Source organism: Bradyrhizobium diversitatis (genome assembly GCF_016031635.1).
Classification (GTDB): Bacteria; Pseudomonadota; Alphaproteobacteria; order Rhizobiales; family Xanthobacteraceae; genus Bradyrhizobium; species Bradyrhizobium diversitatis.
In genome coordinates this window covers 1-13,387 of the sequence record NZ_JACEGD010000020.1, presented here as the reverse complement: position 1 = coordinate 13,387, position 13,387 = coordinate 1, and the positions used below count along the sequence as shown (strand labels likewise).

Below are 13,387 nucleotides of genomic sequence, written 5' to 3'. Positions count from 1 at the left end.
CATCCGCTACACTTTGTACCCCGGCGATGTCCGCGCCATGCCGTCGAACGCGTCGAGCAGTCTTTCGCGCCAAGCATGGACCGGATCGTCCACCTCCAGCAGCTTGAACGGACTGACCACGCGCGCCCACTGAAAACCGCCGAACACGATGTAGTCGGCGTAGTTCGGCGCGTTGCCGCCAAGATAGGGCTGCTTCTTCAAGGTCTGCCGCATCACCTCCAGCGATTTGCGGAACGCGACCACGCCGGTGTCGCGGCTCGCCATCACCTCTTCCAGGCTCTTGCCGCCGAAGCGCGCCTCGCGCGACTTGCGGAAATAGGCGGCGTCGACCTCGGCGAGGTTGTTCGGGATGTCGGCGACTACAAGCGGAAAGATGCCGCCGACGATGGCGATGTCGCCGAAGGCATTGATCATGCGCGCCATGGCGCGGCCGCCCTCGCCGCCGAACAACGACGGACGATCGGGAAACTTGTCCTCCAGATAATTCGCGATGGTCCAGGAATCGACCACGGGCTTGTCGTCGTGCAACAGCACCGGCACCTTCTCCGAGCCATGCGGCGCGATCGCGCTCTTCTCGGTGAAACGCCAGGGCAGCGATTCCGCCGCCAGCCCCTTGTGCGCCAGCGCCATCCGCGTGCGCCAGCAATACGGGCTGAACGGACGCGACGCATCGGTGCCAACGAGCTCGTAGAGTTTGAGTGACATGGGCTGGCGCCTCCTCATGCTCCGTCCTTGCGAGGAGCTCCTGCGACGAAGCAATCCAGACTGTCGCCGCGGAAGCATTCTGGATTGGTTCGCTGGCGCTCGCAATGACGATGTGGAGAGATCACCGCCCGTTGGTGCGCAGCAGCCTCTCGCCGTCCTCCGTCACCGCGATGACCAGCCCCACGCCGGCTATCGTCTCGCGGGCGACGTAGCCGCGATCCGCGGCGTCTTCCCAGATGGTGAGGCGCGGGCAGGAGGTCTTCCAGGTCGCGATTACCTCGGCATAGGCGCGCGGCTCGCGCGCGACCCATTCGACGAAGTCCAGCACCAGCGGATCGGCGTTGCGGCTCATTGCAAACCTCCCTTGTCGAAGGCAGCCAGCACCGGGGTACGGACTAGGAGCCAGCCGCCATAGGCGATGTAGTAGCAGGCAATGGTGGTGATCAGCTTGTTCGACCATGCCAGGAATTGCTGGTCGGTCATGGCTTCGAGGATGCGCCGCGCCAGCGTGGTGCCGAGCATCGAGGCCGCAATCGCAACGCCGGCGAGAACGGGATCGAGGCTCGCCGCCTGGTCGATGATGCCGCCGAAATAGACCAGCTTGGTGAAATGGCTGACGAGCTGGCACATCGCCTTGGTCGCGACCTTCTCGCGCCGGCCGAAATTGCCGCCGAGGAAGAAGGTGTCGAGCAGCGGGCCGGAGACGCCGGTCATCAGCATCAGGCCCATGCAGATCGTGCCGTAGACCGTGCCCTGCCAGAGACGGTCGGGATCGGGCTTGATGTTCGCCGGCAGGAGTCGCGCCATGAACGGCGTGGCACCCAACATCAGCAGCGCCACCGGCTTGTCCGGCACGTAGCGGGTGAGCGACCAGGCTACGAGCGCGACGGCAGCGCCAACCATATAGTTCGCGACCGGCCGCCAGCGGATATGCGCCCGCCACAAGAAAGCGCGCCAGCCGTTCGAGGCCATCTGCGTGATCGCATGCAGCACCATCGCGGTCGGCAGCGGCATCAGGGCCAGCAGCACACCGATCAGAATCAGCCCGCCCGCCATGCCGAACAGCCCGGACAGGAATGCGGTGGCGACCATCAGCAATCCGAGGGCCGCGATCATGAGGGGCGTCACGAAAGGAATCTCCTGAGGGCGAGTGAGGGACGCAAACTGTTTCACTCCCTCGCCCCGCTTGCGGGGAGAGGGTTGGGGTGAGGGGGACCCTCCGCAAGGGAAGTGGCAGTTGGACTCGCGGAAAGTCCCCCTCACCCGGAATCCAAGCTCTGCTTGGATTCCGGCCTCTCCCCGCAAGCGGGGAGAGGCGAAGAGGCCGCGCCCGCGCTCCAACAAATCAGCAGGAATTGCGCTCATTCTAGTGCCTCGCTTGCTCGCCTCGCGCAAACTGAGTTATCTTGCCCTGGCATCAGCTTTCCTGAGGGTCTTGCATAAGGGTCTTGCATTTGCGGCGACTGCTGTTTCTCAACGGCATCAAGGCGTTCGAGGCGGCGGCGCGGACCGGCAGCTTTGCTGCGGCCGGGCTGGAGCTGAGCGTGTCGGCGGCCGCCGTCAGCCGCATGGTGCATCTGCTCGAAGAGCGGCTCGGCGTCGCGTTGTTCGAGCGCAAGGCCAACCGTCTGGTGCTGACGCAGGCCGGCCGCGCCTATCAGAGCGGGCTGACCCCGATCTTCGATGCGCTGGCGAGCCTCACCGCGCAGGTGACGGCGCCTTCGAGCGTGCGCGTGCTCACCATCGGCGTCGGCCACACCTTTGCGATGCGCTGGCTGATCCCGCGCCTGTCCGAGTTTCGCAACGAGGAGCCCGACATCGAGGTGCGCTTCACCACCGGCGGCGCGTCGGTGCCGTTCGGCGAGGACTGGAGCTGTGGCATCAAGCTCGGCACCGGCGACTGGCCCGGCCTCGTCGCCGAGCCGCTGTTTGCCGGCGACCTGACGCCGGTCTGCGTGCCACGCCTCGCGGGCGGGCTGAAGCGTCCGGCCGACCTGAAGGGACCGAGCCTGATCCGCGTCGCGCACTCGCCCGAGGACTGGCCGATCTGGCTGAAGGCCGCGGGCGTTGCGCGGATCAACGCGCGGGGGCCCGAGTTCCAGTTCTACGGCCAGGCGCTGCAGGCCGCCGCCGACGGGCTCGGCATCGCCATGGGCATCCGGCCCTATATCGACGACGATCTCGCGGCCGGCCGGCTGGTGGCGCCTCTCGACCTCTCGGTGCCCAAGGGCATGCGCTGGTACCTGCTCTATCGCAGCTTTCAGACCGAGCAGCGCGACTTTGCCGCCTTCCGCCGCTGGATCATGCGCGCGGCCTCGGAACCCGCCGCCCGCCCCCGCCGGATCGGCCGCGCCGGCGCGCGGAACTGAAGTCTTTTCGACAAGCTTGAGCAAAAAAGCCACGTCGCTTGTGAACCGCTTCACATTCTGAAACCCGTAATCGTGGTCCCCTGACCCTCCGAAAAAAAGTGGGACCTACACTCATGACGACCCTTTACGACGGCTTTGACATCGAATCCTTCGAAGCTGGCAAGGGGCTGTGGCACGCGCGGATCCGCCGGGCCGATTTCAGCCCGGTAGCCATCGACGGCGTGCTGTTTCCTGCCATGGAAGTCGGCTTCGCCTGGCCCGATCCCGATGCGGCGATCGCCGATGCCAAGCACCACATCGATCGCTTTCGCCGGCGGGCCGAAGGCGACGAATAGCCCAGCGGGTCCGCGGGCGGACCAGAGAAAAAGCGCGCAGGGGGAACACCGGTCATGTCCATCATCGAAACCGACGCAGCGCGGCCGCGGATCTACATCCGTGCGGTGCTGTCCAACTGCCCGGAATGCGACGGCGATCTCGCGGTGCTCCGCGTGATCCCCGGCCGCGCCGGATGCGAGTACTGGGCCATGCGCTGCAGCGATTGCGGCGGCATCCATCTCGACATCCTCGAGCCGCATGTCCCGGCCGAAGACGACGGCGGGCCGCTGCCGGCGGCCTGAAGGTCCCGGCCTGCTGCCAACCTGCTGTCAGCAGCCTGCATGGAGGCGGCCAATCGCCCTTTATTGCGGGGCGGACTCGTCCCATATTCGCCTGATGGCGAAGAAACCTGCTCCCCCCGCAAAATCCCCGAAAACCAAGGCTCCGAACTCGAAGGCACACCGCCCCGACGTGCAGCCGATCGGGCCGGCGCTGGCCGAGTTGCTCAATCCCGCGATCAATCGCGGCGATGCGGGCCTCGGATCCGGTACGGGGCTGCAGCCGCCGCCGGACAATTCGCGCGACCGCCGCGCCGGAGGCGAGGCCGCCGCGCATCGGGCGCGGGCTTCGACGCCGAAGGAGTTCCCGCAGGATGCCGCACGGCCGATGCCGCTGCGGCCCAATCCGCAGCCGCCGGGCGCCCGTCAGTCCAGTGAGCTTGCAGGATTGGACGAAGCGCCGCAGGCCAATTACGGCACCGCGGCTACGATCCCGACGCTCGATCCGGAACTGGCGCGGCAGCTTGGACTGCCGACCGAGGAGGACGATGCCGAGGCATTGGCCCGCCCGCCGCGTAGCAAGATGGAGGCGCTCGGCGTCAAGGCCACCGCGGATGCGCTGGAGTCGTTGATCCGCGAGGGCCGGCCGGAGTTCCGCAAGGACGACGGCTCCATGAAGGTGTGGACGCCGCACCGGCCGCCGCGCCCGGAGAAGTCCGAAGGCGGCGTGCGCTTCGAGATCAAGTCGTCCTACGAGCCCAAGGGCGACCAGCCGACCGCGATCGCCGAACTGGTCGAGGGCATCAACCGCAACGACCGCTCGCAGGTGCTGCTCGGCGTCACCGGCTCGGGCAAGACCTACACCATGGCCAAGGTGATCGAGGCGACGCAGCGCCCGGCCCTGATCCTGGCGCCGAACAAGACGCTGGCCGCCCAGCTCTACGGCGAGTTCAGGAACTTCTTCCCGGACAACGCGGTCGAGTATTTCGTCTCGTACTACGACTATTACCAGCCGGAGGCCTACGTCCCCCGCACCGACACCTATATCGAGAAGGATTCCTCGATCAACGAGCAGATCGACCGCATGCGCCACTCGGCGACGCGCGCGCTGCTCGAGCGCGACGACGTCATCATCGTGGCGTCGGTGTCCTGCATCTACGGTATCGGTTCGGTCGAGACCTACACCGCGATGACGTTCGCGCTGAAGAAGGGCGAGCGCATCGACCAGCGCCAGCTCATCGCCGACCTCGTCGCGCTGCAATACAAGCGCACCCAGGCGGATTTCACCCGCGGCACCTTCCGTGTCCGCGGCGACGTCATCGACATCTTCCCGGCGCACTATGAAGACCGCGCCTGGCGCGTGAACCTGTTCGGCGACACCATCGAGACCATCGAGGAGTTCGACCCGCTCACCGGCCACAAGCAGGACGAGCTCGAATTCATCAAGATGTACGCCAATTCGCACTACGTGACGCCGCGCCCGACGCTGGTGCAGGCGATCAAGTCGATCAAGTTCGAGCTGAAGCAGCGGCTCGACCAGCTGCACGACCAGGGCCGCCTGCTGGAAGCGCAGCGGCTGGAGCAGCGCACCACCTTCGACCTCGAGATGATGGAAGCGACCGGAAGCTGCGCCGGCATCGAGAACTATTCGCGCTATCTCACGGGGCGCCGCCCCGGCGAGCCGCCGCCGACGCTGTTCGAATACGTCCCCGACAACGCGCTGATCTTCGCCGACGAGAGCCACGTCACCATTCCGCAGATCGGCGCCATGTTCCGCGGCGACTTCCGCCGCAAGGCGACGCTGGCCGAATATGGCTTCCGCCTGCCTTCCTGCATGGACAACCGCCCCTTGCGCTTCGAGGAGTGGGACATGATGCGGCCGCAGACCGTCGCGGTATCGGCGACGCCCGGCAGCTGGGAGCTGAACGAGAGCGGCGGCGTGTTCGTCGAGCAGGTCATTCGCCCGACGGGCCTGATCGATCCGCCCGTCGACATCCGCCCGGCGCGTACGCAGGTGGACGATCTCGTCGGCGAGGTGCGCGCCACCGCGCAGGCCGGCTATCGCTCGCTTATCACGGTGCTGACCAAGCGCATGGCGGAGGACCTCACCGAATATCTGCACGAGCAGGGCATCCGCGTCCGCTACATGCACTCAGACATCGACACCATCGAGCGTATCGAGATCATCCGCGACCTGCGACTCGGCGCGTTCGACGCGCTGGTCGGCATCAACCTGCTCCGCGAAGGCCTCGACATTCCCGAATGCGCCCTGGTCGCGATCCTCGACGCCGACAAGGAAGGCTTTTTGCGCAGCGAGACCTCGCTGATCCAGACCATCGGCCGCGCCGCGCGCAACGTCGACGGCAAGGTGCTCCTCTATGCCGACCAGATGACCGGGTCGATGGAGCGCGCCATCGCCGAGACCAACCGCCGCCGCGAGAAGCAGGTCGAGTACAACACCGCCAACGGCATCACGCCGGAGAGCGTGAAGAAGCAGATCGGCGACATCCTTAACTCCGTCTATGAGCGCGACCACGTGCTGGTCGAGGTCGGCGGCCACGACATGACCGACGACGTCATCTCGATCGGCCACAATTTCGAGGCCGTGCTCGCCGATCTCGAAACCCGCATGCGCGAGGCCGCGGCCGACCTGAACTTCGAGGAGGCCGCACGCCTGCGCGACGAGGTCAAGCGCCTGCGCGCCACCGAGCTCGCGGTGGTCGACGACCCCACCGCGAAGCAACGCACCGTGCAGGGCAAGGCCGGCGCCTATGCCGGCGCGAAGAAGTACGGCGACGCCGCGAACTTGCCGGTCAGCGCCATGAAGAAGAAGACCGTGAGCTCCGCGCTGAAAGCCAGCGGCGGCGGCAGCGGCTCGAAGGTGCACAAGCCTCATCTCGACGAGATGCACGGCCCGGAATCCCTGCCCTACCGCGAAAACCGCGCGCTGCCGTCAAAGCCGTTCGGCAGCACCAGCCGGATCATCCAGCCGACGGATTCGCGGCAGTCCGGACCGGAGTTCGGACCCGCGCCGAAGTCGACGGGCGGAATGCCGGGGCGACGGGGTGGGTGGAAGAAGAGGTAGGCGCAACCGCGCGAGTGGTGGCTATGGATTCTCAGATGCGCAATTGCGCATCATAGCTCGCTGCTTCGCAGCGCCCCGGAATGACGAGGAGAGATTTGCTCTCCTCACCCCACGCTCGCCGTCATCACCGGCAGCAGCAGCAAGATCGTCACGAGCTGGAGCGAGGCGACGGGCAGGGTGCGCCAGGCCGTGATCTTGTCGAAGAGCGACAGATGGGCCTCGAAGAATTCTGGTTCATAGACGGTCCTGAACAAGGCCGGGAATTCTCCCTGTTGAGACGGGGATGACGTTGGGCGGGATATCTGGGGTGATGTGAGATGGGTCACGCGGTGCGGCCGCGGACTTCGCCTCTCCCCCGCGGGCGGCAGCACCATCTCACATGACTCTGGCGGCGCCTGAGCGCGCCACGTCCTGCGAGACGGCGCTTAGGCGCCTCCACCTGCCCCGAACGCATTACGCCATCCGCGCCACGCAACCGGATGGGCAGAAAATTCCTGCATACCGCAATTCAACCCGCAATTGCATGCCATGAACCAGGCATGGCGCTCGCGCGTCATATCGTCTGCAACGTCCCTGTGACCTAGCGGATTGCCGGTGCGCGCGACCGCGCCTTGGCACTGCGCGACGCCATAGGGCCAGACAAGGACGGGCAGGATGACGGTCGAGAAGCTGAATCGCCAACGCATCGTGCATCTGCTCGAGGCCTTCGCGCGCGGGGATATCGAGACGGCGCTGTCCTGCTGCACCGACGACGTCGACTTCCTCACTCACGCGCCCGTCGACGTGCTGCCGCACATGGTGCCGCGCCACGGCAAGGCCGAGCTGCGTGAGCTCTGGCAGACGGTCTGGTCGCGCTATTCGGAAATCCGCTACAAGGCGCCGCACATTCTCGCCGAGGGCGAGGCGGTCGCGACCTACATGCACGCCTATTACAGGAAGCGCAGCAACGACCGCATCGTGCAGTTCGACATGGCCGTGTTCTACACCTTCCGCGGCGGGCTGGTGGCGGAGATCCGGGAGATCATCGACTCCTACGACCTGGTGCAGCAGGTGCTGGAGCGGGAGATCGGGCCGCTGATCACGGGGGCGCGGGGGAATTGATGCGTCTCCTCCTCGCCTGGAACCCGCATCCGGGGCTTGCGTACAGACCCGGAAGATTACGGGGTTCTGTTGTAAATCTTACAAATTCCGTTCAATGGTGCATTGCAGAAATGTGATTTGCGTTTTGGCCGAAACCGCTTATTTTATTCGTATACAAACGAGTTGAGCCCCGGCACGAGACCGTGCATGGGGTTGTTTTCCGTTTCTTTCGCAAGCCAGCTTCAGGACTGCCCAAAATGACAGAGCACAGCCTCTGGCGTTTCTCGCGCGCGTTGCACCGCGCGATCAACGACCGGCATTTCGAGGACATCGAAGCGCTCATCGACGAGGACGTCGAGTGGGCGCTCTACGGCCCGATCGACATGTTTCCGTTCCTCGGCGCGCGCCAGGGCAAGGAGGCCGTGCTCGACGTCATCCGCCAGCTCGCCGACAATTTCCACGTTCGCCGCTTCGACCGCGAGAGCATCATGCTCGGCGTCGATTCCGCCGCCTCGATGCTGCGCTATTCACTGACCGCACTGGATTCCAACAAGCCGATCAGCTTGCGCGTAGCGCAGTTCGCCCAGTTCAGGGCGGGCAAGCTCGTCAGCATGCGCGTGCTGATCGACACCTTCGATCTGGTCGAGCAGGCACTCGGCCGCGCCATTCATCTGCCGAAGATGACCAGCGTTGGCTAACGCATGATCCGGACCCGAAGGGCCGCGTTAGCGCAAAGTGCGAAGCGGTTTTCCGAGAAGATCATGCGCACACAACAACCTGAAGCGCGATGATGATCATCGCGCTTTAGGGGGGACGCCAACGGGCCCCGCTTGTCGGGACCGACGACAAGGCTATCGCGACGTCCTGGCCTCCAGCCCCGCCGGATGCCGTCGCATCAAAAGCTCGTCGTCGGGCGCGCGCGGTTCGCGCGGCCCGTTGGTTCGCGTCCCCTTTGGAGCACCGCCACAATTCCGCAACGATGGATCAGCATCCTGTGAGCGGAATGGCGCATGGCCGAACGCCGATGTATATTAGCGGCAAGCATGCGCTGGGGTTCGCGGGCAGGACGATGGAATTCTCGACAGGGTTTGGCTGGACCAGGCTGCCGGTGCTGGCGGCCGCATTCATTCTGGGCTCGGTGCTGACGGTCTCGGCGCAGATCATTCCGCCCACGGCGGCTGCGCCTGACGACGAGGCGACCGAGACCGCCGAAACCCCCGACGTCAACGACCCCGACGTGCTCAAGGGCATCGATGTCGACAAGCTCGACTGGAGCCAGCTCGCGGTCGATGCCGGGACCGGTATCGACCCCATGGCCGCCAAGAAGCGCGCCCAGGCCGCAGCCAGGGACGGCCTGGACTGGTCCTCGAATCCCAATGCGAACGGCTCCTCGGCCGTGACCGTGAAGCAGTCCGTGTTCTCGTTCTGGGATACGCGGATCGGCGCCGACATGACGGTGACGAGCGAGCCGCGGACGATGTCTGAGCTGCTGGCGCAGAAGGCCACCAATGGCGGCAGCCTGCCGCAATCCTCCGGCAGCGCCTGGGCCACCGCGACCGCGCCGGGCGCAGGCTCGCTCTGGGACAAGACCGCCGTGGAGGCCCGGGTCGATCCCGGCGCCGAGCACAGCAAGATCGGGGCATCGCTGACCAAGTCGGTGCCGCTGTCGGGCGACACGTCGCTGACACTGCAGAACGGCTACAGCGTCAACCAGCAGGGCACCACCGCGGTCCCCGGCATCGGCGGACATGTCACGCGCAACTACGAGACCGACCAGACCGCCAAGGTCACCCTCACCGACACCGGCACCAGCATCACCGCCGGCCAGACGCTGTCGACCACCGACGACAAATGGCTGCGCAGAATCGGCGCCGAGCAGAAGCTGTTCGACAACGTCACCGTCTCCGGCTCGGTCGGCGAGACCTCGCAAGGTGCGATCAACAAGAGCGTGACGGCAGGGTTCAAGAAGAGCTGGTGACTCTTTCGCCTCTCCCCGCCTGCGGGCAGGGGCCGGAATTTACGCAAGCAAATTCCGGGTGAGGGGGACTCTCCGCGAACACCTCTGTCACCGTTCCTGCGGAGACTCCCCCTCACCCCAACCCTCTCCCCGCAAGCGGGGCGAGGGAGCAGACCACCGACCTGGCTAGAGCTTCGCGTCGCCGCGACAGCATTCATACTCTCCTAACCATGCGCCACGGCAAAACCCCTGAATCGTCCCCCCTTGCCGCATCTCGGCCCATTTGCGGCCAAATTCGGACGCCTTGATGAGGCAGCCTCACAGACGTCGTCGTGCGGGGACACTCGCGCTGCGCTCAACGCGAACAGGGGAATAACGATGAACGCCACCCGTCCCGAAAAGATCGAAGCCACCGAGACCGAGACGGTCGACACCAACCTTGCCGCCGTGACTGAGGTCGAAGCCGGCATCCGCGATTTCGTCCGCAACGACATCGCCTATCTGCGCCGCCCCGCCTCGACCACGACCGACGCGCCGCCGCTCGACCCGAGCGCGGAAGCCACCGTCAACAACGTGAACTCGCTGATCCAGCGCGTCGCCGGCACGTCGCTCGCCGAGATCGAGAACCTGATCTCCGAGCTCGAGAGCCTGCGCGACCTGCTCCACGCCGAAGGCCAGCGCGTCCAGCGCGAGATCTCCGGCTACGCCCAGCTCAGCCAGGCCGCGATGAAGTCGACCCGCATGATCGCCGACAACGTCGCGCAATGGAAGCGCGCCGCCGACGGCCTGCGCAACAGCTGATCGCAAAGCACCGCATCACCGGCCGCCGCGTTCCGGAAGGGGCGCGGCGGTTTTGATTTGGGGGGCGATCTCCCCAACGAAGGTGTCATCGCCCGCGAAGATCGGGCGATCCAGTACTCCGAGACGGTGAGGCAGGAGCCAAGGGGCCGCGGCGTACTGGATGCCCCGGTCCCGTCTCCGCGAAGGCTACGCCGGGCCACGAGGGTGCTCGGCCGCCGAAGCTTTAGCGAAGGCGCCAAGCCGGGGCATGACCGTGGAGGGGATGGCTGAAGGACATGGCAGCGCGGCAGTGAACACGCGGTCACACACTCACGCGGCCCAGCACAGCCCCACCTTTGAACCCTCCACCCCTCTCCGGCGACAAACGCCAAGCGCTCGTGGCCGTCTTGGCCGAGCCTTGGGGACACGTCATGGAAAGCATTCGGCCCGACAATACGGACCCTATATCGCTGCAGCCCGCGCCGAATCAGCTCGGCACGATCATGCTGCGCTTTGTCGGATTGCTGGCGGCTGCGATCGCGGTGCTGGCGTTCGTCTACAGCCGCTGACAGAGGGCCGGACTCCGCCCTCCTAAAGTGCGATGCGATTCGGATGAAGCGTCATCGCGGTCCGGATTGTCGTTTGAGCAGATGGTCCCTGAAATCGCTGCGCGCTCTTCCGGATCATGCTTCAGAAATCAACGCCCCCTTACCGGGCGGCCTCCACGGTCGAGGCTTCCAGCGTGTAGCCGCCATCGGCATAGCCCTTCACCACCATGCCGGCGACCAGCATCACGGCGAGCGTCGCGGTCGCGAAGATGAATCCAACGAATTTGAGTGCGCCGCGGTCTGCCATGGTCCTCGTCCCCTGTTCTCTGCCAATTCGTTTCAAATAGACAGCGACAGGTTCATAATTAGTTAGCAACTCACTGGTTCCGCCAAACTGCTCGCGGTAACCATGTTGCGCAGGCTTATGGCAGCCACCCGGAATCGCGTCCATAGCGCGCGGGCAACACTCGCGCACTCATTTGCACGTTCATTCTGGAACGAGTCTAAGCGCTGTTCGCACGCGTCGGCACGAACGCGCTGGCGGTGATGGAATAGACTTCCTCGCCGCGCTGGTTGGTGCCGGTGGTCCGGGCCGTCAGAATGCCCCAGCCGGGGCGCGAGGCGGAGGTGCGCTTGTCGACGACGACGTTGACGAAAGCAACGGTGTCGCCGGCGAGCACGGGCCTGATCCAGCGCAGGTCGCGAAAGCCCGGCGACGGGCCCCACACCGCGACCTCCTCGCCGCGCGCTGCGGCTTCCCGCGCCAGACGCTGGCCGTCGACGACAAGCAGGCTCATGCAGGCCGAGCCGACATGCCAGCCGGAGGCGGCGAGCCCGCCGAACAGCGAGTTCTTGCCCTCCTCCTCGTCGAGGTGAAAGCGCTGCGGATCGAATTTGGCGGCGAATGTCTTGATGGCCTCGGCAGTGAACGTATAGCTGCCGATCTCGCGGCGCTGTCCGATCGCGATGTCGTCGAAGAACCGCATCAGACAGCTCCCTCGCGCCGCTTGATCAGGATCGGCGAGGTCATCTCGGCGAGCGCCTGCCCCGCCGCGTTGCGCACAGTGCATTTGAATTTGACGATGCCGAGCTCCGGCCGGCTCTTCGAGGTGCGCGCCTCCACGACGTCGACGTCGAGCATGAGATCGTCGCCGGGTCGAAGTGGCGACAGCCAGCGCACCTCGTCCACGCCGGGCGAGCCGAGCGACGCGGCGCTGGTGATGAAGCCGTCGGCCATCATCCGCATCATCAGCGAGCACAGGTGCCAGCCCGAGCCGGACAGGCCGCGCAGCATGCTCTTGGCCGCCGCCTCCTCGTCGAGGTGCATCGGCTGCGGATCGAACTCGGCGGCAAAGGCCAATATCTCGTCGCGGGTGACATGGCGCGGGCCGAACGTTCCGAACCGGCCGGGCGGGAAATCTTCGAAGGTCAGGGTCATCTTGGGATGGGTTGGCGGAAATGACAGATTGTGGCCGCACTTTGCGGCAATCTCAACCCGCCGGCCCGCATGGCTCGTGCTACATATGGGGTGTCGGCGTTGATCCTGAGTCGGATCTACCGACGGCCGAGGCCTGATTTGCCCCTGGGGAGAGCGATGTTTTCATTCAGCGACCTGTTTCAATGGGACCGCTTCATCACGCCGACGATCATCAAGACCTTCTACTGGCTGGTGATCGCGCTGATCTGCCTGTTCGGCCTCTCCGGCATCTTCTCTGGCCTGGCCGCGATGGCGATCAGCCCGTTCGGCGGCTTCCTGGTGCTACTGTCCTCGATTGCCAGCGTCGTGGTCGGCATCGTGTTCTCGCGCATCGTCGCGGAGCTGATCCTGATCGTCTTCCGCATCAACGAGCATCTCGGCGCGATCCGCGACCAGGGCGGCGGGATGCGGTGAGGTTGGTCTCGTAGGGTGGGTTAGGCGAAGCCGTAACCCACCTCTTCCGTTTCCGCGGACCGAGACAGTGGTGGGTTACACCGTCGTCCGTTAAGAAGCCGAATTGAGCGGGGCCGGACAGGCGCGCGTGCGCCAGAGCTGGATCAGGAACAGGCACAAGAGTTCTCTGATCCAGGCGAGGATGCGGCGGAAGTTGTGGCCGACGGCTGAGAGGATGACGTTGGCCGCATCGCCGGCGCGGCCTTTGAGGTAGCAGCGGCCGAGGTGGCCATCGGTCTTCAGGTGTCCGATGATGGGTTCGATGGCGGAACGGCGGCGCAGCTCGCGCTTGATGACACCGAAGACGCCGCGCTTCTGGCCAGAGATGAAGATTCGGCGG

At 65.5% G+C, this 13,387-nt stretch carries 18 protein-coding genes; 10 read left to right on the top strand and 8 right to left on the bottom strand.

The genetic code is table 11. The features are described 5' to 3' along the window. Positions 1 to 6: 6 nt before the first annotated feature. The 3 genes from H1B27_RS22275 to H1B27_RS22265 form a co-directional block, all read right to left on the bottom strand. Positions 7 to 705, bottom strand: a complete 699-nt coding sequence (locus tag H1B27_RS22275; protein WP_197967538.1) for a glutathione S-transferase family protein — start codon at positions 703 to 705, stop codon at positions 7 to 9. A gap of 121 nt (positions 706 to 826) precedes the next feature. Continuing rightward, entirely contained in the window at positions 827 to 1,057 is a 231-nt protein-coding gene (locus H1B27_RS22270; RefSeq protein ID WP_028176669.1) for a hypothetical protein, read from the bottom strand. Beyond that, the gene (locus H1B27_RS22265; RefSeq protein ID WP_197967537.1) at positions 1,054 to 1,833 is read right to left on the bottom strand and encodes a sulfite exporter TauE/SafE family protein; all 780 of its coding nucleotides are present in this window, start codon (positions 1,831 to 1,833) and stop codon (positions 1,054 to 1,056) included. The genes H1B27_RS22270 and H1B27_RS22265 overlap by 4 nt, the downstream gene beginning before the upstream one ends. 326 nt (positions 1,834 to 2,159) lie before the next feature. On the opposite strand from H1B27_RS22265, the gene H1B27_RS22260 reads away from it, so the two are divergent. The 4 genes from H1B27_RS22260 (at position 2,160) to uvrB (ending at position 6,752) form a co-directional block, all read left to right on the top strand. Beyond that, the gene (locus tag H1B27_RS22260; RefSeq protein WP_061877455.1) at positions 2,160 to 3,074 is read left to right on the top strand and encodes a LysR substrate-binding domain-containing protein; all 915 of its coding nucleotides are present in this window, start codon (positions 2,160 to 2,162) and stop codon (positions 3,072 to 3,074) included. A gap of 113 nt (positions 3,075 to 3,187) precedes the next feature. Then, positions 3,188 to 3,409: a hypothetical protein gene (locus H1B27_RS22255; RefSeq protein WP_061877454.1), complete on the top strand. Its 222-nt coding sequence runs from the start codon at positions 3,188 to 3,190 to the stop codon at positions 3,407 to 3,409. Positions 3,410 to 3,463: 54 nt separating this feature from the next. Continuing rightward, a complete protein-coding gene (locus tag H1B27_RS22250; RefSeq protein ID WP_061877453.1) occupies positions 3,464 to 3,691 on the top strand; it encodes a hypothetical protein in 228 nt (75 codons plus the stop codon). A 94-nt stretch (positions 3,692 to 3,785) separates the two neighbouring features. Further along, on the top strand, positions 3,786 to 6,752 hold the full coding sequence (gene uvrB / locus H1B27_RS22245) for an excinuclease ABC subunit UvrB (protein WP_197967536.1): 2,967 nt from the start codon (positions 3,786 to 3,788) through the stop codon (positions 6,750 to 6,752). Positions 6,753 to 6,856: 104 nt separating this feature from the next. On the opposite strand, the gene H1B27_RS22240 is transcribed toward uvrB, so the two are convergent. Next, complete coding sequence (locus H1B27_RS22240; RefSeq protein ID WP_197488641.1) at positions 6,857 to 7,006, bottom strand: hypothetical protein; 150 nt, start codon at positions 7,004 to 7,006, stop codon at positions 6,857 to 6,859. A 400-nt stretch (positions 7,007 to 7,406) separates the two neighbouring features. Between H1B27_RS22240 and H1B27_RS22235 the strand changes: the two genes are divergently transcribed. From H1B27_RS22235 to H1B27_RS22215, 5 genes are all read left to right on the top strand, one after another. After that, the gene (locus H1B27_RS22235) at positions 7,407 to 7,853 is read left to right on the top strand and encodes a nuclear transport factor 2 family protein (RefSeq protein WP_061877451.1); all 447 of its coding nucleotides are present in this window, start codon (positions 7,407 to 7,409) and stop codon (positions 7,851 to 7,853) included. Between the two features lie 236 nt (positions 7,854 to 8,089). After that, positions 8,090 to 8,530, top strand: a complete 441-nt coding sequence (locus H1B27_RS22230; RefSeq protein WP_061877450.1) for a nuclear transport factor 2 family protein — start codon at positions 8,090 to 8,092, stop codon at positions 8,528 to 8,530. 371 nt (positions 8,531 to 8,901) lie between these two features. Continuing rightward, the gene (locus tag H1B27_RS22225; RefSeq protein ID WP_197967605.1) at positions 8,902 to 9,810 is read left to right on the top strand and encodes a hypothetical protein; all 909 of its coding nucleotides are present in this window, start codon (positions 8,902 to 8,904) and stop codon (positions 9,808 to 9,810) included. 357 nt (positions 9,811 to 10,167) lie between these two features. Continuing rightward, positions 10,168 to 10,590 carry a hypothetical protein gene (locus H1B27_RS22220; RefSeq protein ID WP_061877449.1) on the top strand — a complete coding sequence of 141 codons (423 nt, stop codon included), beginning with the start codon at positions 10,168 to 10,170 and terminating at the stop codon, positions 10,588 to 10,590. Between the two features lie 410 nt (positions 10,591 to 11,000). Next, positions 11,001 to 11,138, top strand: coding sequence for a hypothetical protein (locus H1B27_RS22215; protein ID WP_165935882.1), 138 nt, complete (start codon positions 11,001 to 11,003; stop codon positions 11,136 to 11,138). A gap of 139 nt (positions 11,139 to 11,277) precedes the next feature. Here the strand turns inward: H1B27_RS22215 and H1B27_RS22210 are convergent, their stop codons facing one another. From H1B27_RS22210 to H1B27_RS22200, 3 genes are all read right to left on the bottom strand, one after another. Further along, positions 11,278 to 11,424, bottom strand: coding sequence for a hypothetical protein (locus H1B27_RS22210; RefSeq protein WP_164934669.1), 147 nt, complete (start codon positions 11,422 to 11,424; stop codon positions 11,278 to 11,280). 196 nt (positions 11,425 to 11,620) lie between these two features. Further along, complete coding sequence (locus tag H1B27_RS22205) at positions 11,621 to 12,103, bottom strand: MaoC family dehydratase (protein ID WP_197967535.1); 483 nt, start codon at positions 12,101 to 12,103, stop codon at positions 11,621 to 11,623. Further along, on the bottom strand, positions 12,103 to 12,555 hold the full coding sequence (locus tag H1B27_RS22200; protein WP_197967534.1) for a MaoC family dehydratase: 453 nt from the start codon (positions 12,553 to 12,555) through the stop codon (positions 12,103 to 12,105). Before H1B27_RS22200 ends, H1B27_RS22205 begins: the two co-directional genes overlap by 1 nt. Before the next feature lie 156 nt (positions 12,556 to 12,711). On the opposite strand from H1B27_RS22200, the gene H1B27_RS22195 reads away from it, so the two are divergent. After that, positions 12,712 to 13,008 (top strand): DUF4282 domain-containing protein, encoded by a 297-nt coding sequence (locus H1B27_RS22195; protein ID WP_018648333.1) that lies wholly within the window; start codon positions 12,712 to 12,714, stop codon positions 13,006 to 13,008. 90 nt (positions 13,009 to 13,098) lie between these two features. Here H1B27_RS22195 and H1B27_RS22190 read toward each other — a convergent pair. After that, a partial coding sequence (locus tag H1B27_RS22190; RefSeq protein ID WP_197967352.1) for a transposase occupies positions 13,099 to 13,387 on the bottom strand: 289 nt, incomplete at its 5' end.